The sequence below is a fragment of the Actinoallomurus sp. NPDC052308 genome (assembly GCF_040679195.1).
GTDB lineage: Bacteria > Actinomycetota > Actinomycetes > Streptosporangiales > Streptosporangiaceae > Actinoallomurus > Actinoallomurus liliacearum.
The window spans coordinates 331,959-351,139 of record NZ_JBFAUM010000001.1 but is presented as its reverse complement, the minus strand read 5'-3'; the positions used below and the strand labels follow the sequence as shown (position 1 = coordinate 351,139).

The following is a 19,181-nucleotide window of genomic DNA, read 5'->3' as shown; positions in this document are numbered from 1 at the left end:
CCTTGCTGCGATCCTCGGCCGTCTGAACGACCGCATTGCTTCAGTGGTTGGTCTTGTGTGCGCCGCGACGCGGCACGGTGCGGTTACTCGCCCCGAGCCTTGGCGATGATCTCCTGCGCGACGTTCCCCGGAACCTCGGCGTAGGAGTCGAACTGCATGGTGAACACGGCCCGGCCCTGGGTCTTGCTGCGCAGGTCACCCACGTAGCCGAACATCTCCGACAGCGGAACGATCGACTTGATGACGCGGACGCCGGAGCGCTCGCCCATCTCCTGGATCTGACCGCGCCGGCCGTTCAGGTCGCCGATGACGTCACCCATGTAGTCCTCGGGCGTGGTCACCTCGACGGCCATCATCGGCTCCAGCAGCGCGGGGTCGGCCTTGCGGGCCGCCTCCTTGAACGCCATGGATCCGGCGATCTTGAACGCCAGCTCCGAAGAGTCGACGTCGTGGTAGGCACCGTCCTGCAGCGTCACCTTGACGCCCACGATCGGGTAGCCCGCGAGCACGCCGAACTCGGCCGCCTCCTGGCAACCCGCGTCCACCGACGGGATGTACTCCCGCGGGATGCGGCCACCGGTGACCTTGTTCTCGAACTCGTAGCCGTCGCTACCGCCGCCGATGGGCTCCAGGTCGATGATCACGCGACCGAACTGGCCCGAGCCACCCGTCTGCTTCTTGTGGGTGTACTCGACCTTCTCCACCTTGCGACGGATCGTCTCGCGGTAGGCGACCTGCGGCCGGCCGACGTTGGCCTCGACCTTGAACTCGCGCTTCATGCGGTCGACCAGCACCTCGAGGTGCAGCTCGCCCATGCCGGAGATGATGGTCTGGCCGGTCTCCTCGTCGGTCCGCACCTGGAAGGACGGGTCCTCCTCGGCGAGCCGCTGGATCGCGGTGCCCAGCTTCTGCTGGTCGGCCTTCGTCTTCGGCTCGATCGCGACGTTGATGACCGGCGCCGGGAAGTTCATCGACTCCAGAACCACAGGGTTCTTGTCGTCGCTCAGCGTCTCGCCGGTGGTGGTCTGCTTGAGACCCATCACCGCGACGATGTCGCCGGCGCCCACGCGCTCGATCTCCTCACGCTTGTTCGCGTGCATGCGGTAGATCTTGCCGATGCGCTCCTTGCGGTCCTTCACGCTGTTCAGGACCGAGGAGCCGGACTCCAGCACGCCGGAGTAGACCCGGATGAAGGTCAGCTTGCCGAGGTGCGGGTCGCTCATGATCTTGAACGCCAGCGCCGCGAACGGCTCGTCCTCACTCGGCTTGCGCTCGATCTCCTTCTCCTCGTCGCGCACGTCGTGGCCCTTGATGGCCTCGACGTCGAGCGGCGACGGGAGGTAGTTGACGATCGCGTCGAGCAGGGGCTGGACGCCCTTGTTCTTGAACGCGGTGCCGCAGGTGACCGGGGTGAGGTTGCCGGCGATCGTGGCGCGGCGGATGGCCGGGATCAGCTGGTCCGTCGTGGGCTCGTGGCCCTCGAGGTACAGCTCCATGATCTCGTCGTCCGCCTCGGCCAGCGTCTCGACCAGCTTGTCGTGCCACTCACGGGCGGCGTCGGCGTGCGACTCCGGGATGTCCACGACGTCGTACATCTCGCCCTTGGCGGCCTCGGCGCTCCACACCAGGGCCTTCATGCGGACCAGGTCCACGACACCCTTGAAGTCGGCCTCGGCGCCGATCGGGATCTGCAGCACCAGCGGCGTGGCGTGCAGGCGGTCCACGATCATGTCGACGCAGCGGTGGAACTCCGCGCCGACGCGGTCGAGCTTGTTGACGAAGCAGATCCGCGGCACGTTGTAGCGGTCGGCCTGCCGCCAGACCGTCTCCGACTGCGGCTCCACACCGGCGACACCGTCGAACACCGCGACGGCACCGTCGAGGACGCGCAGCGAACGCTCCACCTCGACGGTGAAGTCCACGTGACCCGGCGTGTCGATGATGTTGATGGTGTGATCGACGTCGTCGACCGTCCAGTGACAGGTCGTCGCGGCGGACGTGATCGTGATGCCGCGCTCCTGCTCCTGCTCCATCCAGTCCATGGTGGCCGCGCCCTCATGGACTTCACCGATCTTGTAGTTGACGCCGGTGTAGTACAGGATCCGCTCGGTGGTGGTGGTCTTGCCCGCGTCGATGTGGGCCATGATCCCGATGTTCCGGACCTTGGCCAGGTCTACGCCGGTCTGAGTAGCCACTTCTCGCGTCCTCGTTGTCTCGTACGACTAGATGCTGGGGATTACCAGCGGTAATGCGCGAAGGCCTTGTTGGACTCCGCCATCTTGTGGGTGTCCTCGCGCTTCTTCACACTCGCGCCGAGGCCGTTGCTCGCGTCGAGCAGCTCGTTCATCAGCCGCTCGGTCATGGTCTTCTCGCGGCGCTGCCGGGCGTACAGCACCAGCCAGCGCAGCGCCAGCGTCGTGCTGCGAGCCGGGCGCACCTCGACCGGCACCTGGTAGGTGGCACCGCCGACGCGCCGGCTGCGGACCTCGAGGGTCGGCTTCACGTTGTCGAGCGCGCGCTTCAGCGTGACGACCGGGTCATTGCCGGTCTTCTCGCGGCAACCCTCGAGTGCGTCGTACACGATGCTCTGCGCGATCGACCGCTTACCGTCGAGCAGGACCTTGTTGACCAGCGAGGTGACCAGCGGTGAGTTGAACACCGGGTCAGCGATCAGCTGGCGCTTGCCTGCGGGACCCTTGCGAGGCATGTCAGCTCTTCTCCTTCTTCGCGCCGTAGCGGCTGCGCGCCTGCTTCCGGTTTCGGACACCCTGGGTGTCGAGCGACCCCCGGATGATCTTGTACCGAACACCGGGGAGGTCCTTCACACGGCCACCGCGCACGAGCACGATCGAGTGCTCCTGCAGGTTGTGTCCGACACCGGGGATGTAGGCCGTGACCTCGATCCCACTCGTCAGCCGGACACGGGCGACCTTGCGAAGCGCAGAGTTGGGCTTCTTGGGCGTCGTCGTGTAGACGCGCGTGCAGACGCCACGGCGCTGCGGGCTCCCCTTGAGCGCCGGGGTCTTGTTCTTGGTCACCTTGTCCTGCCGGCCCTTACGGACCAGCTGCTGGATCGTGGGCACCGCGTCTCCGTCTTCCTCGTACCGAGCCGGTAAGTCTTCGTTTGGTTGCCGCGCTCTCGCACGGCTCCAGGTCACGAACCACTTACGCGGCCAGGACCTGCAGTTTTCCCCTCGTCCCCCACCCCCGTGGTCGGGCGTGTCGCGCCTGCCACTTCGTCGCCTGCCCGTGCCGGGCCGGACGAACTCGGGGGGAGTCGGATCCGTACCGCACGCCGATCGGACCGACCACCACGGGGGTAGCCGCCGAGACCGTGCGCGCACGATGAACCCGCGAACCTGCGGGCACGAAGGGAGAGACTACCTAACACCCGAGCATGAGGTCAAAACAAGTCCCGCCACGCCGAAAATCGCCGGGGGACGTTCACGCGGAGAACGCCAGAATGCCGACGGATGTTCCCGTCGGCATTCTGTCCTACCCGTCCGCGCGATGAAAGAGGCGCCCTCGCGCTCCCGGCGTCACAGGGACATGAAGAGCACGATGATCAGGATCACCAGCACCACGGTGCCGATGCCCAGGGCGAGATAGAGCTTGCGCTTCGAATCGTCGCCGGACGAGGACGACGACGCCTGGTCGTAACCGGGGAAGCCGCCCTCCTGCCCGAAGGGCTGCTGGCCACCGTACGGCGACGGCTGCTGCTGCTGACCGTAACCCTGCTGGCCATAGCCCTGCTGCTGGCCATAGGCCTGCTGTCCGTAACCCTGCTGACCGGGCTGCTGGCCCGCCTGCTGCTGACCGTAGCCCTGCTGGCCCGCCTGCTGCTGACCGTAACCCTGCTGGCCGTAACCCTGCTGCTGGCCATAGGCCTGCTGGCCATAGCCCTGCTGACCGTACGGCTGCTGGCCCTGGCCCTGAGCCTGCTGGCCGGTGCCTGCCTGCTCGCCGTAGGCCTGAGAGCCGCTGCCCTGCTGGCCCGCCTGCTGCTGCCCGTAGCCCTGCTGACCGTAACCCGGCTGCTGACCGTAGGCGGGCTGGCCGTAACCCGGCGGCGGGAAGCCCTGCGGCTGCCCGAATCCCGGGGGGGCGGAGGACTCCGAACCGCCGCCCTGCTCCCCGGCGGAGGCCGGCGAACTCGACGGTGACGCCCAGGGCTGCCCGCCCGGCTCCCCGCCGGCCGGCGCCGCGTACGGACCCGAGTCCCCGCTCGACGGCGTCGCGTACGGCACGGAGTCCCCGGTCGACGGTGCCGCGTACGGACCCGAGTCTCCAGTCGACGGTGCCGCGTACGGGCCCGAGTCTCCGGTCGACGGCGCGGCGTACGAACCCGAGTCCCCGCCGGAGGGCGTGGGGTACGGGCCGGAGTCGCCGGTCGGGGCCGGGGACGAGGGCAGGGCGAAGGCCGTGGTGCTGATGCCGTCCACGTTGGACGCGCCGGCGGCGGGCTGGTCGGAGCCGTACGACGGCGGCTCTTCCTCGGCCCGGCTCTGGCTCGCGAAACCGGCCTCCGGGGGCGGCACCAGAATCGTGCGCTCCACGCCGTCCTTCTCGTCATCGTCCCGGTCGTCCGCCGACTGCGATCCGCCGGACGCCGACTCGTCCGAAGAGGGCGCGCCGAACGACGGAGCCTCACCGCCCGGCGTTCCGAACGACGAAGCGTCGCCCCCCGGGGCGCCGAAGGCCGGCAGATCGCCGGTCCGCGATGACTGCTCGCCGCCGGACGAACCCGTCTCGAGCGGGTGGTCCAGCATCGTGGACGGCGGCTGTGCGGTGTCGGTGCCGGAGCTCGGTGCGGTCGCCCCGAAAGAGGAAGGCGGCTGGTACTCGCCGGTGCCGGTGCCGCTCTCCCCCTCTGGGCGGAACGCCGTCGTCGCCGGCACGCCGAATCCGCCCTCGGCGGACGGCGCGGGACGTTCGCTGGTCGACTCCGGCCGCGGTTCGTACGTGGTGCGCTCGGCGGCGTCCTCCTCCGCGGCCGACCCCGCGCTCCCCTGGTCGGGGAACGAGAGGCCGGAGCTCGCGCTCCCGCCCTGCTCACCGAAGGGCGGCGAACTCGGGGGGAATCCGAAGTGCTCACCGTAGGGCTGCTGGGCGGACCCCGGCTGGCCGTACGGCGCCTGCTCGCCCTGAGACGGCTGCTGCCGGTCGCCCTGCTCACCGGCCTGGCCAGAGGAGGGCGAACCCGCCGGCTGCCCGTAGGACGGCGCAGACGGCTGCCCAGGCTGCGCGTACGGCGAACCCGGCTGCTCGCCGGGCCGCCCGTACGGCGAAGCGGACTGCTCGCCCGGCTGCCCGTACGGCGGACCCGGCTGATCCGGGGACTGGCCGTACGGTGAGCCGGGCTGCTGGCCCGGCTGGGCGTACGGCGTACCGGGCTGGCCGTAGGGAGACTGCGGCTGCTCGTCCGGTCGGCCATAGGGCTGCTGGCCGTACTGCGACGGCGCCCCCGGCTGACCGTACGGCGCCTGGCCGTAGGGCTGCTGCTGCCCATAGGGGGGCGGCGCGCCGTACTGGCCGTACGACGGCTGCTCGTCGGGGCGCCCGCCGTACGGCGGCTGCCCGGTGGGGGGCTGCTGCCCGTACGGCGGCTGGCCGTACGGCGCGGGCTGCTCGCCCGGCGTGCCGTACGGAGACTGGCCGTAGCCGGGCTGGCCGTAGGACGGCGGCGTGCCCGGTTGGCCGTAGGGCTGCTGGCCGTACGGCGGCGGAGGCGGCGGAGCTCCGGGCGTGCCGTACGCGGGCGGCGCACCCGGCGTGGGGTACGTCCCCGGCTGTCCGGGCGCGCCGTAGGGCGACGGGGCCTGCTCACCGGAACCAGAGCCGGAGCCCGTGCCGGCCTCGCCGGAGCCGGGCTCGTCGGGCTTCTCCTCGGACGCGGGCGGAGTCACGGGGCGGCGCGGGGCGCCGAACATGACCGTACGGCCCGACTCGAGGACGTCGTCCGAGGGGCCCTGCGGCGTCGGATCCTTCGGCTGCTCCTGACCATCCGCGGCGGCGCCCTGGTCGGCGCCGGGCGGCTCGGATGATCCTTGCTGCTCAGGCGGGGGCCAGTGGGATCCCTGGCCGCCGTTCTGCTCGGTCATCGTCGGACTCCTTCAGCGCCGTCTCCGCGGGCGGCTCGCCTCGGGGGGACCGGCCCGGTGACAGCACTAGGGAGCGGGTGTCGCATCACGCCCTCCCGGTCTGTCCGGCGGCCACCGGTCGAGGCGTCCTCCGCTGGTTCACCGAACCAGAGTGCCTGGTCACCGGCATGACCGCAAATCACCGCCGTCCCACACGCTCGTGACGAAACGGCGAAAGGCCGCCCCCGGAAGATCCGGAGGCGGCCCCTGCCTGGTGGTGGTCCACCCGTTGTGACTACCGGTTGTACTGACCGAAGTCGTACTCCTCCAGCGGCACGGCCTCGCCGGAACCCTGGCCGAAGGCGTACTCGGCGCCCTCGTCGTAGGACCCGACGGAGTACACCGCGGCCTTGGCCTCCTCGGTCGGCTCGACCCGGATGTTGCGGTACTGCGGCATGCCGGTACCGGCCGGGATGAGCTTTCCGATGATGACGTTCTCCTTCAGGCCGACCAGCGGGTCGGACTTGGCGTGGATCGCCGCGTCCGTGAGGACCCGCGTCGTCTCCTGGAAGGAGGCCGCCGACAGCCAGGACTCGGTGGCCAGCGACGCCTTCGTGATGCCCATGAGCTGCGGCCGGCCGACCGCGGGCTGACCGCCCTCGGCCACGACGGCGCGGTTGAGCTCCTCGAACTTCGGCCGCTCGACCAGCTCGACGCCGGGCAGCATGTCGGTGTCACCGGACTCCAGCACCTGGACCCGCTTCAGCATCTGCCGAACGATGATCTCGATGTGCTTGTCGTGGATCGACACACCCTGCGACCGGTAGACCTCCTGCACCTGGTCGACCAGGTGCAGCTGGACCGCGCGCGGGCCGAGGATGCGCAGCACCTCGTGCGGGTTGATGGCACCCGCGATGAGCTGCTGGCCGACGTCGACGTGGTCGCCGTCCTTGACCCTCAGCCGCGACCGCATCGGCACCGGGTAGGCGATCTCCTCGCCACCGTCGTCCGGGATGACCACGATCTTGCGGGTCTTCTCGGTCTCGTCGATCCGGACCCGGCCGGCCACCTCGCTGATCGGGGCGACGCCCTTGGGGACGCGCGCCTCGAACAGCTCCGTGACACGGGGCAGACCGTGCGTGATGTCCTGACCGGCCACACCACCGGTGTGGAAGGTCCGCATGGTCAGCTGGGTGCCGGGCTCGCCGATCGACTGGGCGGCGATGATGCCGACCGCCTCGCCGACGTCCACGAGCTTGCCGGTGGCCAGCGAACGGCCGTAGCACATCGCGCAGACACCGATCTTGGACTCGCAGACCAGCGCGCTGCGGGTGCGCACCTCGTCGAGGCCCGCCTCGATGAGGCGGTCGAGCACCACGTCGTTGAGGTCCGTGCCGCCCGGGAACAGGACGGTGCCGTCCACCACGACGTCCTCGGCGATGTTGCGGCCGACGAGGCTGTTCTCGGAGTTCGGGACCTTGGTGAGGCTGCCGTCCGCGTTCTTGGTCGCGATCGGGAACTTGATCGTACGGTCGGTGCCGCAGTCGTCCTCGCGAACGATCACGTCCTGCGCGACGTCCACCAGACGACGGGTCAGGTAACCCGAGTCGGCGGTACGCAGGGCGGTGTCGGCCAGACCCTTTCGGGCGCCGTGCGTGGCGATGAAGTACTCGACCACGGACAGGCCCTCACGGAAGGACGACTTGATCGGACGCGGGATGGTCTCACCCTTCGGGTTGGAGACCAGACCACGCATACCGGCGATCTGCCGGAGCTGCAGCGGGTTACCGCGCGCACCGGAGTTGATCATCATCCAGATCGGGTTGGTGGCGGGGAAGGCCGCCTCCATGTCCTTGGCGACGTCGGCCGTGGCGTGGGTCCAGATCTCGATGAGCTCCTGACGGCGCTCGTCGTCGGTGATCAGACCGCGGTCGTACTCGCGCTGGACCTTGTCGGCCCGGCGCTCGTAGGTGGCCATGATGTCCGCCTTGTTCGGCGGAGCGATGACGTCGTCGATCGCGATGGTCACGCCGGAGCGGGTCGCCCACCGGAAGCCGGTGTCCTTCAGCGCGTCCAGCGCGTTCGCGACATCGACCTTCGGGTAGGTCTCGGCCAGCTCGTTGACGATCGCCGACAGCTGCTTCTTGCCGACCTCGTAGTTGACGAACGGGAAGTCCGGCGGCAGCGCCTCGTTGAACAGCGCCCGGCCGAGCGTCGTCTCGAGGCGGATCGGCTGACCGGCCTCCCAGCCCTCCGGAGCCGTCCAGCCGCGCGGCGGCGGGATGTCCTTGAGCCGGATGTTGATCTTGGCCTGGATGTGCAGGTCGCCCCGGTCGTAGGCCATGATCGCCTCGGAGAGGCTGGCGAACGCGCGGCCTTCGCCGTCGGCGCCCTCCTTCTCCGTGGTCAGCCAGAACAGACCGATGACCATGTCCTGGGTCGGCATGGTGACCGGCTTGCCGTCCGACGGCTTGAGGATGTTGTTGGTCGAGAGCATCAGGATGCGCGCCTCGGCCTGAGCCTCGGCCGACAGCGGCAGGTGCACGGCCATCTGGTCACCGTCGAAGTCCGCGTTGAACGCGGTGCAGACGAGCGGGTGGATCTGGATGGCCTTGCCCTCGACCAGCTGCGGCTCGAAGGCCTGGATGCCCAGGCGGTGCAGCGTCGGCGCCCGGTTGAGCAGCACCGGGTGCTCGGTGATGACCTCTTCGAGCACGTCCCACACGGCCGGGCGGGCCCGCTCGACCATGCGCTTGGCGCTCTTGATGTTCTGCGCGTGGTTGAGGTCGACCAGCCGCTTCATCACGAACGGCTTGAACAGCTCCAGCGCCATCTGCTTGGGCAGACCGCACTGGTGCAGCCGCAGCTGCGGGCCGACGACGATCACCGAACGACCGGAGTAGTCGACGCGCTTACCGAGGAGGTTCTGCCGGAAGCGGCCCTGCTTGCCCTTGAGCATGTCGGACAGCGACTTGAGCGGACGGTTGCCCGGCCCGGTGACGGGCCGGCCGCGGCGGCCGTTGTCGAACAGCGCGTCGACGGCCTCCTGCAGCATCCGCTTCTCGTTGTTGACGATGATCTCGGGCGCGCCGAGGTCGAGCAGCCTCTTCAGCCGGTTGTTCCGGTTGATGACCCTGCGGTACAGGTCGTTGAGGTCGCTCGTGGCGAACCGGCCACCGTCGAGCTGCACCATCGGGCGCAGGTCCGGCGGGATGACCGGGATGCAGTCGAGCACCATGCCCCGCGGGCTGTTGCGGGTGTTGAGGAAGGCGGAGACGACCTTGAGGCGCTTGAGGGCGCGGGCCTTCTTCTGGCCCTTGCCGCTGCGGATGGTCTCCCGCAGCCGCTCGGACTCGGCGTCGAGGTCGAAGTTCTCCAGGCGCTTCTGGATGGCCGCGGCGCCCATGCCGCCCTCGAAGTAACGGCCGAAGCGGTCGCGCATCTCGCGGTAGAGCAGCTCGTCGCCCTCGAGGTCCTGGACCTTGAGGTTGCGGAAGCGGCTCCAGACCTCGTCGAGCCGGTCGAGCTCGCGCTGCGCCCGGTCGCGGAGCTGCTTCATCTCCCGCTCGGCGCCCTCACGGACCTTGCGGCGCTGGTCACCCTTCGCCCCGGCGGCCTCGAGCTCGGCCAGGTCGGTCTCGAGCTTCTTCTGCCGGGCCTCGATGTCGGCGTCGCGGCGCTGCTCGAGCTGCTGCCGCTCGACGGAGATCTTGGCCTCCAGCGACGGCAGGTCGCGCTCACGCAGCTCAGCGTCGACATGCGTGATCATGTAGGCCGCGAAGTAAATGATCTTTTCGAGGTCCTTGGGCGCCAGGTCCAGCAGGTAGCCCAGCCGGCTCGGCACGCCCTTGAAGTACCAGATGTGCGTGACGGGCGCGGCCAGCTCGATGTGGCCCATCCGCTCACGCCGCACCTTGGCGCGAGTGACCTCGACGCCGCAGCGCTCACAGATGATGCCCTTGAACCGGACGCGCTTGTACTTACCGCAGTAGCACTCCCAGTCCCGGGTCGGACCGAAGATCTTCTCGCAGAAGAGCCCGTCCTTCTCCGGCTTGAGAGTCCGGTAGTTGATCGTCTCCGGCTTCTTGACCTCGCCGTGCGACCACTGCCGGATGTCGTCAGCCGTGGCCAGGCCGATCCGCAGCTCGTCGAAGAAGTTGACGTCGAGCACTTTCTTAACCAGTCCCCTGTTGTCGTTTGCCGATTCCGAGGTCCGAAACGCCTTCTCGCTCACTCGGCGGGCGGGCGGCCGGGCGCTGTCGCGCGCCCGTGCCGCCGCCCACGTCGTTCACTCGTCGGCTCCCCGTTCCTCAGACCTCTTCGACGCTGCTCGGCTCACGCCGGGACAGGTCGATGCCGAGCTCTTCCGCGGCGCGGAAGACGTCCTCGTCGGTGTCACGCATCTCGATGGACATGCCGTCGCTGGAGAGCACCTCGACGTTCAGGCACAGCGACTGCATCTCCTTGATCAGCACCTTGAAGGACTCAGGGATGCCCGGCTCAGGGATGTTCTCGCCCTTGACGATGGCCTCGTACACCTTCACGCGGCCGAGGACGTCGTCGGACTTGATGGTGAGCAGCTCCTGGAGGGCGTAGGCGGCGCCGTACGCCTCCAGCGCCCAGACCTCCATCTCACCGAAGCGCTGGCCACCGAACTGGGCCTTACCGCCGAGCGGCTGCTGGGTGATCATGGAGTACGGGCCGGTCGAACGCGCGTGGATCTTGTCGTCGACCAGGTGGAGCAGCTTCAGAATATAGATGTAACCGACCGCGATCGGGTCCTTGAAGGGCTCACCGGTCCGCCCGTCGAACATCCGCGCCTTACCGGTCTTCTGGACCATGCGCTGGCCATCGCGGTTCGGCAGGGTGCTGTCGAGCAGCTCGGTGATCTCCTCCTCGCGGGCACCGTCGAACACCGGAGTGGCGACGTTGGTCCCCGCGTCGGCGGCGTCGGCTCCGATGGCCTTCAGCTGGCGCTTCCACTCGGCGTCGTCCCCGTCGACCTTCCAGCCCCGGCTGGCGACCCACCCGAGGTGGGTCTCCAGGACCTGGCCGACGTTCATCCGGCCCGGCACGCCGAGCGGGTTGAGGACGATGTCGACCGGGGTGCCGTCCTCCAGGAACGGCATGTCCTCGACCGGCAGCACCTTGGAGATGACGCCCTTGTTGCCGTGACGGCCGGCGAGCTTGTCACCATCGGTGATCTTGCGCTTCTGGGCGACGTACACCCGGACCAGCTCGTTCACGCCCGGCGGGAGCTCGTCGCCCTCTTCCCGGCTGAACACGCGGACCCCGATGACCTTGCCCTCTTCGCCGTGCGGCACCTTCAGGGAGGTGTCGCGGACCTCACGGGCCTTCTCGCCGAAGATGGCGCGCAGCAGGCGCTCCTCCGGGGTCAGCTCGGTCTCGCCCTTGGGCGTGACCTTGCCGACCAGGATGTCGCCCGTGGTGACCTCGGCGCCGATGCGGATGATGCCGCGCTCGTCCAGGTCGGACAGGACCTCTTCGGAGACGTTCGGGATGTCCCGGGTGATCTCCTCCGGGCCCAGCTTGGTGTCACGGGCGTCGACCTCGTGCTCCTCGATGTGGATCGAGGACAGGACGTCGTCCTGCACCAGACGCTGGGAGAGGATGATCGCGTCTTCGTAGTTGTGGCCCTCCCACGGCATGAACGCCACCAGGAGGTTCTTGCCGAGCGCCATCTCACCGTTGTCCGTGCACGGACCGTCGGCGACGACGGTGCCGACCTCGACCCGCTGGCCCTCGTCGACGATGGGCTTCTGGTTGAAGCAGGTGCCCTGGTTCGACCGCTTGAACTTGGCGACACGGTAGGTGGTGCGCGTGCCGTCGTCGTTCATCACGGTGATGTAGTCGGCGGAGACCTCCTCGACGACACCGGCCTTCTCGGCCGTGATGACGTCACCGGCGTCGGTCGCCGCGCGGTACTCCATGCCGGTGCCGACCAGCGGCGCCTCGCTGCGCAGCAGCGGGACGGACTGGCGCTGCATGTTGGAGCCCATGAGCGCGCGGTTCGCGTCGTCGTGCTCGAGGAACGGGATCATGGCCGTCGCGACCGACACCATCTGGCGCGGCGAGACGTCCATGTAGTCGACCTCGGACGGCGGGATGAACTCGACCTCGCCGCCCTTCCGGCGGACGAGGACGCGGTTCTCCACGAAGGTGCCGTCGTCCTGGAGCGGCGTGTTCGCCTGGGCGACGACGTGCCGGTCCTCCTCGTCCGCGGTGAGGTAGTCGATCTGCTCGGTGACCCGGCCGTCGACGACCTTGCGGTACGGCGTCTCGATGAAGCCGAAGGAGTTGACCCGGCCGTACGAGCTCAGCGAACCGATCAGGCCGATGTTCGGGCCTTCCGGCGTCTCGATCGGGCACATGCGGCCGTAGTGCGACGGGTGGACGTCACGGACCTCCATGCCCGCCCGCTCACGGGACAGACCACCGGGACCCAGCGCGTTCAGACGCCGCTTGTGCGTCAGACCCGCCAGCGGGTTGGTCTGGTCCATGAACTGCGACAGCTGCGAGGTGCCGAAGAACTCCTTGATCGACGCCACGACCGGGCGGATGTTGATCAAGGTCTGCGGCGTGATCGCCTCGACGTCCTGCGTGGTCATCCGCTCGCGGACGACGCGCTCCATGCGGGCCAGGCCCAGGCGGACCTGGTTCTGGATCAGCTCGCCGACCGAGCGGATACGACGGTTGCCGAAGTGGTCGATGTCGTCGGTCTCGACGGGGATCGCGTGGCCCGCCGGGCCCGTCATCTCCTCCTCGCCGGCGTGCAGCCGGACGAGGTAGTCGATGGTGGTGACGATGTCGTCCTCGGTCAGGGTGCCCTGGGTCAGGTCCAGGTCGAGGCCGAGCTTCTTGTTGACCTTGTAGCGGCCGACCTTCGCCAGGTCGTAGCGCTTCGGGTTGAAGTAGAGGTTCTCGAGCAGCGTCTGCGCGGACTCCTTCGTCGGAGGCTCGCCCGGACGCAGCTTGCGGTAGATGTCGAGCAGGGCGTCGTCCTGCCCGGTGGTGTGGTCCTTCTCCAGGGTGATCCGCATCGACTCGTAGTCGCCCCAGCGCTCAAGGATGCGGGCGTCGTCCCAGCCGAGCGCCTTGAGCAGAACGGTGACGCTCTGCTTGCGCTTGCGGTCGATCCGGACGCCGACGTTGTCACGCTTGTCGACTTCGAACTCGAGCCATGCACCCCGGGAGGGGATCACCTTGCAGCCGAAGAGGTCCTTGTCGGACGTCTTGTCCAGGGCCCGGTCGAAGTAGACGCCGGACGAGCGGACGAGCTGCGAGACGACGACACGCTCGGTGCCGTTGATGATGAAGGTGCCGCGCGGCGTCATGAGCGGGAAGTCACCCATGAACACCGTCTGGCTCTTGATCTCCCCCGTGGAGTTGTTGATGAACTCCGCCGTCACGAACATCGGGGCGGAGAAGGTCATGTCCTTGTCTTTGCACTCCTCGACGGAGTACTTCGGCGGCTCGAACCGGTGATCACGGAACGAGAGGGACATGGTGCCGGAGAAGTCTTCGATCGGACTGATCTCTTCGAAGATCTCCTCAAGTCCCGACTGGGTCGGGACATCCTTACGACCGGCCTGCTGGGCCGCAGTGACCCGGGCCTTCCACCTCTCGTTACCGAGCAACCAGTCAAAGGACTCGGTCTGCAGCGCGAGGAGGTCCGGAACTTCCAGAGGCTCCTTGATACGCGCGAAAGAAACGCGGTTCGGACCGGTTGCGGTAGTCGAGGCGTTGCGCGAGGCTGCCAAGAGTGGTCCTTCCGAGGGCTCGCGGCGGACTGACGACGCGCACGCCAGACGATCCACGCCGATAGACCCCGCCGAAACGGGGGTGTCGATGTGTGGATTGTCAGAGGGCAGCGCAAAGGGGCAGTGTAGCCGAACGCCACACCGCTGTCGAGCGCAGAGCCACGGTATGCATCACAGTTGCTCCGCAGCATCGCTCGTCAGCGGCCCCACGTCAAGACTAGACATGGACATTCCGCCCGATCGACCAGCGTGAGGAAGCCCATAGTTTACGGGGAAGCGGGCCCCTGGCCGTCCTCGCGCAGGTCGGCGCGCCGCCCCGGCACGGGGCGGCGTCACGTCCTTCGAAATCTCTTCGGATCGGACGGTGCCGCGGGGCGCGAAACGATCACCGCTTCTCGGACGCGGAGGCGATCGCGAGGCGGGAAACGATCAGCGTTTCTTGGACGCGGAGGGGGTCGGCGTCGGCGTCGGGGTGGCACCGGAGGAGGCCGGCGGCGGAGTGGTCATCCGCGGGCCGTCGATGAGCCACTTCTTGCCGACCTTCTTCATCTGCAGGCGCGGCCACGACGTGTCGACCTGGGGCTCCTTGTGCGCGGCGTTGACCGAGATCATCTTCACGAAGAGGAGCACCTCGACCCGGCCGGCGGTCGCCTGCGTCACCGACGCCACCTGGATCTGGGTCAGCGCCTGGGTCTGGCTCTTCTCCACGGACGTCCGGAAGATCTTCCAGTACTCGGCGTAGGACTTCGCCATCGCCGGCGTCATCTCGGACTCCGCCTTCTTCAGGTCGTAGTCCAGCGTCTGGTGGTTGTACGACAGCAGGTCCTTGGCGGCGGACTGCGCGGCGGCCAGGCCGTCCTCACGCGCGTGCTGGACCGCCTCGTCCTGGCCCATCCGGTACCACAGGTCCAGGCAGCCGACGGCCACGACGAGCACGGCGCAGACCAGGATGGCCAGTGGGGCCGTGGCCGGCGACCGCCGCGCCGTACGCTCCGCCGCCGTCTCCTCGGCGGAGTCCTCGGCCGGCACGCCCTTGCGCCTGGTGAGCGCGGTCACTGCAGCCCTCCCATCCCGGAGACCCGCCAGTGACCACCGATCTTGGTCAGCTGCACCTGGGCGCTCTGCCACGTCGAGGCGGGCGTCGTGACCTGGGCGGACTGCGCGGTCCTGCGGACGGTGACCATGACCTCGGCCGACTTGGACTGGATGTCTATCACTCCCGAGGCGGACACCGCGGCGCTGGAGATCAGCTTGTTGTTCACGACGGTCTGCTTCCAGGTCGTGCCGAGCTGCTGGACCGCCTGCGCCTTGAACTTGTCGGACATGTCGGCGTAGACCCGCTGGGCGTCCTGGTCGAAGTTCTGGTAGCCGATCGAGTAGAAGTTCGTGACGACCCGGCGGGCGACGGTCTGCACCGACGCGATGTCGGCCCTGCGGGTGTCGGCGGCGTACGTCTTGTCGGCGAGGTAGCCCACCGGCACCAGGAGGGCGAGGAGGACGACTCCGAGCAGCGCGAGGGTCACCCCCAGGCGACGGCCGCTCAGCCGACGATCGGGCTCAGCAGAAGCGTCTGCCATGAAGCGTCTCCCGTCAGTTGACTGACCTTGCCCAGGCGGTACTGCTTACCGTCGGGCCCCACGTAAACGCGGGTCCGGGGATCGTAGCCGCTGACGAACAGCGTCTGCAGCCCCGAGGAGGCCGTCTGTCCGGAGCCGGAGTCCCCCGTCGGCGAGCCGCCGGTCGCCGCCGACCGCCCGCTCGCCGACGCCTGCTTCGCGGCGTCCCCGCCGCCGCTCGAGCCGGTGCCGGTCGAGGTCTCGTACGGGAAGCCGGCCCCCGACGTCGCGCCCGCGGGCAGCTTGGGATACGGCCCGGGCGGTGGCGCGTTGCGGGACCCGCGTACGGCGGTGGCGGCGTTCTTGGGCGCCTTGCAGGAGGCCTTGGCGTTGATGGTCGCCGGACGGGTGTCCTGCGGGTAGCGGATGGTCGTGCCCTTGTAGCCCTCGGTGCAGACGGGCGGCCGGTTGAAGTTGAGCTCGAGGCCGAAGTGCACCGTGCCGTCGCCGGGGGTGACGCTGAACGCGCCGCCGACGATGAGCGGGTAGGTGATCAGCATGGTCCGGAGCTGGTCGGTGCGCGAGGTCAGCACCGACCCGATGACCGAGCCGTTGGCCAGGAGCGTGGGCAGGGTCGGCTCGAGGCGGTCGAGCAGGTCCTGGCCCTGGTCCAGCGCGCCCGGCGTGGTGTTCAGGAACTTGCGGACGTCGGGGTCGTCGCGCTTCAGCTCGGCGGTCAGCGACGCGAGGTTGTGGGAGAACTCCCGGAACACCGACCCCTCGTCGACCTGTGTGTCCAGCACCGTGCGCCCGTTGTTGAGCAGCGCGATCGTCTCGGGGTAGGTGTCGTTCAGCGCGGCCAGGATCTTCTTGTTGGAATCGAGCAGCGACTGCAGGTCCGGGCCCTCGCCCGACAGGCCCTTGTCGAGCTCGTCGATGACCGTTCCGAGGTCCTTGGGGTTCACGGTGCGCACGAGGGCGTCGATGTTGTGCAGCAGCTCGTATGTCTGCACCGGCAGGTGGGTGTGGTCGCGCGGGATGACGTCGCCGTTCTTCAGCGACGGGCCGTTCCCGGCGGGGCGCAGGTCGATGTACTGCTCGCCGACGCCCGAGCGGTTGAGCACGTAGGCCTGGACGCCGTTGGCGGGCACCTTGCGGTCGTGGTTGATCCGCAGTTCGACGCGGACGCCGTCCTTGGTCAGGCGCAGCGGCCCGACCCGGCCGACCGTGACGCCGCGGTAGGTCACCTCGGCGTTCGAGAAGATGCCGCCGGAGTCGGACATGTCGACGTAGACGCGGTACCGCAGGTCCAGGACGGTCTGGCCGATCCCGATGATGTTGACCAGCGTGTAGGCCATGGTCAGGACCGTGATGATCGCGAAGATCGTCAGCTGGATCTTGACGCCGCGCTTGATGATCATGCGGTGCCTCCGCTCAGCAGGGCGCCCAGGTCGTCACCCGGGGCACCGCCGCCCATTCCGAGGGGTGGCAGGATGCCGCCGCCCTGCTGCGAGCCGCTCTGACCCGTACCGGCGCTTGAGCCGCCCTCTGGGAGGACGCCCAGCGGGTTGTCCGGAATGCTCGTGTGCGGGGCCGGCAGGGACGCCTGGAGCTTCTCAGCGCTCTTCGCGGCCCCTTCCAGCGCGGTCCCGGTCAGGAAGTTGTGCGCGATGTTCCCGACGTCGAGGTCCAGGGTGGCGAACAGGTTGCCGTAGTCGCCCTTGAGCGCCTGGGAGACCGTCTGCGGGAACGGGAACGTGAACAGGCCGCCCAGGATCTTCGGTATGACGTTGCTGGCCTTGTCGGTGTTCTGCAGCACCGTCTGCAGGTCCTTGAGGTTGGCGACCGTGTCGTCGTGCGACCGGTTGATCACCCGGGTCGCCACGGTGCCGAGCCGGTCCATGTTGACCAGGAGCTTGGTGAGGTCCTGCCGCTGCGCGGCGAGGATCTTCACCGCGGGGCCCGTGCTGTCGATCGTGTCGGCGATCGTCTGGTTGTGCCGGGCGAGCGTGGCGGCGAGCCGGTCGACCTTCTCGATCGTGGTGACGATCTGCGCCTTCTGCCGGTCTAGGGTGCCGACGAAGACGTTGACGCGGTCCAGGAGGTCGCGCATCTGCGTGGTGCGGCCCTGCATCGCGGCGTTCAACTCGTGGTTGATCGTGGAGATCTGCTCGAGGCCGCCGCCGGTGACCAGCATGGACATCGCCGACAGCACCTCCTCGACCTCGGTGTCGCGGGTGGTGCGGTCGAGGGGGATCTCCGCGCCCTGCGTCAGCCTCCCCTGGGGCGTCTGTCCCTGCGGCGCGGACAGCGCCACGAACTTCTCACCGAGGAGGCTGGTCTGGGAGATCGTGGCGACGGCGTTGGCCGGCAGGTCGGCCGAGCGCCGCAGCCGGCAGGTGACCTCGGCGTTCCAGTTCACCAGGCGGATCCTGGTGATCCGGCCGACCGGGACGTCGTTGACGCGGCACTGCGACTGCGGCACCAGGTCCAGGACGTTGGAAAAGACGATCTTCACGTCGTACGCGTCGGAGCCGGTGTCGATGCCGCCGGGCAGCGGCATGTTCGACACGCCCCGGAACGTACAGCCCGAGACGGCGGCGGTGAGCGTGAGCGCCGTCGCAACGATCCGCGCCGCTCGGCCGCGCGCCGGCCGCTCCGATCGAGACACCTCGTACGTACCTCTCATCTCAACGGCCCGTGCCGGACGTGGGCGTACCGCTGGGCGTGCGCTTGCCGGACCCGCTCGCGTCGTCACCGGTCGCCGGCTGGGCCGGGCCGATCGCGAGCGGGAGCGGGATCAGGTTCTGCAGGTAGCCGTCGAACCACCGGCCCTGGGCGGTGGCGTCGGCGGAGACGCTGACGAAGGGGCCCAAGGTCTTGACCGCCTTGTCGAGGTTGTTCTGGTTGCGCAGCAGGATGTTCACGACGCTGTGCAGGTGCCGCATCGCGGGGTTCAGCGTGGCGCGGTTCTCCTCGATCGTCCCGGTGATCTGGTTCGAGAGGCTGACCGTGCCGGACAGCAGCGAAGTGATCACCTGCCGCCGGTCGTTGAGCTCCTGCAGCAGCAGGCCGCCGCTCGACACCAACTGCGCGAGGTCGCCGCTGCGGTCGGCCAGCAGGCCGGTGAGGCTTCGGGTGTGTCCGAGGAGGCTGGTCAGCTCGTCGTCGCGGGAGGAGATGGCCCGGGAGATCTTCTGCAGGCCGCTCAGCGTCCGGCGTACGTTGTCCGGGGAGTACTGCAGCGTCTGGTTCAGGGTGTTCAGCGCCGTGGCGAGCTGCGGGACGTCGATCTTCTGGAGCTGCCCGGACAGGTCCTGCAGGGCGGGGACGACCTCGTACGACGGGGCGGTGCGCGAGGTGGGGATCTCGGTGTGCGGCGACTGGCGGCGGTCGCCCCTCGGATCGACCTCGAGGTAGTGCGCGCCCAGCAACGTGGAGATCTTGATCCGGACCTGCGACCGGGTGCCGAAGCGGACGTGGGAGCCGGCGGTGAAGCCGACCCGCACGTGGTCGCCCTCCAGCGCGACGCTCTTGACCTTGCCGACCTTGACGCCGGCGACGCGCACCTCTTCGTTCGGCTTGAGGCCGCTGGCCTCGGTGAACGCCGCGTGGTACGTCGTTCCGCCCTCGAGGAGCGTCAGGTTGAACGCCGCGAACACGAGGAGGGCCACCGACGACATGCCGATGATCCCCATCGTCAGGGGGTCCCGGTCCCGGAAGGAGACTCTCACCGTTCCACTCCCCTCGTCGCTGCCTCGTTC

Annotated in this window: 11 protein-coding genes; all 11 read right to left on the bottom strand. The window is 68.7% G+C overall.

The features are described 5' to 3' along the window. Positions 1-83 precede the first annotated feature (83 nt). Complete coding sequence (fusA, locus tag AB0L00_RS01820; protein ID WP_345352694.1) at positions 84-2,195, bottom strand: elongation factor G; 2,112 nt, start codon at positions 2,193-2,195, stop codon at positions 84-86. Positions 2,196-2,236: 41 nt separating this feature from the next. Beyond that, positions 2,237-2,707 carry a 30S ribosomal protein S7 gene (gene rpsG / locus AB0L00_RS01815; RefSeq protein ID WP_360894386.1) on the bottom strand — a complete coding sequence of 157 codons (471 nt, stop codon included), beginning with the start codon at positions 2,705-2,707 and terminating at the stop codon, positions 2,237-2,239. Between the two features lies 1 nt (position 2,708). Further along, the gene (gene rpsL, locus AB0L00_RS01810) at positions 2,709-3,083 is read right to left on the bottom strand and encodes a 30S ribosomal protein S12 (RefSeq protein WP_019632621.1); all 375 of its coding nucleotides are present in this window, start codon (positions 3,081-3,083) and stop codon (positions 2,709-2,711) included. 456 nt (positions 3,084-3,539) lie between these two features. Further along, entirely contained in the window at positions 3,540-6,101 is a 2,562-nt protein-coding gene (locus AB0L00_RS01805; protein WP_364427020.1) for a hypothetical protein, read from the bottom strand. A gap of 274 nt (positions 6,102-6,375) precedes the next feature. Next, complete coding sequence (locus tag AB0L00_RS01800) at positions 6,376-10,251, bottom strand: DNA-directed RNA polymerase subunit beta' (RefSeq protein ID WP_364427017.1); 3,876 nt, start codon at positions 10,249-10,251, stop codon at positions 6,376-6,378. A 139-nt stretch (positions 10,252-10,390) separates the two neighbouring features. Continuing rightward, on the bottom strand, positions 10,391-13,861 hold the full coding sequence (gene rpoB, locus AB0L00_RS01795; RefSeq protein WP_345352684.1) for a DNA-directed RNA polymerase subunit beta: 3,471 nt from the start codon (positions 13,859-13,861) through the stop codon (positions 10,391-10,393). Positions 13,862-14,290: 429 nt separating this feature from the next. Further along, complete coding sequence (locus AB0L00_RS01790) at positions 14,291-14,917, bottom strand: hypothetical protein (RefSeq protein WP_364427013.1); 627 nt, start codon at positions 14,915-14,917, stop codon at positions 14,291-14,293. After that, complete coding sequence (locus AB0L00_RS01785) at positions 14,914-15,438, bottom strand: hypothetical protein (RefSeq protein ID WP_345352678.1); 525 nt, start codon at positions 15,436-15,438, stop codon at positions 14,914-14,916. Before AB0L00_RS01785 ends, AB0L00_RS01790 begins: the two co-directional genes overlap by 4 nt. Beyond that, positions 15,402-16,838 (bottom strand): MlaD family protein, encoded by a 1,437-nt coding sequence (locus AB0L00_RS01780; protein ID WP_364427010.1) that lies wholly within the window; start codon positions 16,836-16,838, stop codon positions 15,402-15,404. Before AB0L00_RS01780 ends, AB0L00_RS01785 begins: the two co-directional genes overlap by 37 nt. Continuing rightward, positions 16,835-18,106 carry an MCE family protein gene (locus tag AB0L00_RS01775; RefSeq protein ID WP_364427007.1) on the bottom strand — a complete coding sequence of 424 codons (1,272 nt, stop codon included), beginning with the start codon at positions 18,104-18,106 and terminating at the stop codon, positions 16,835-16,837. The genes AB0L00_RS01780 and AB0L00_RS01775 overlap by 4 nt, the downstream gene beginning before the upstream one ends. Position 18,107: 1 nt before the next feature. Then, positions 18,108-19,151 carry an MCE family protein gene (locus AB0L00_RS01770; protein WP_364427005.1) on the bottom strand — a complete coding sequence of 348 codons (1,044 nt, stop codon included), beginning with the start codon at positions 19,149-19,151 and terminating at the stop codon, positions 18,108-18,110. Between the last annotated feature and the right edge of the window lie 30 nt (positions 19,152-19,181).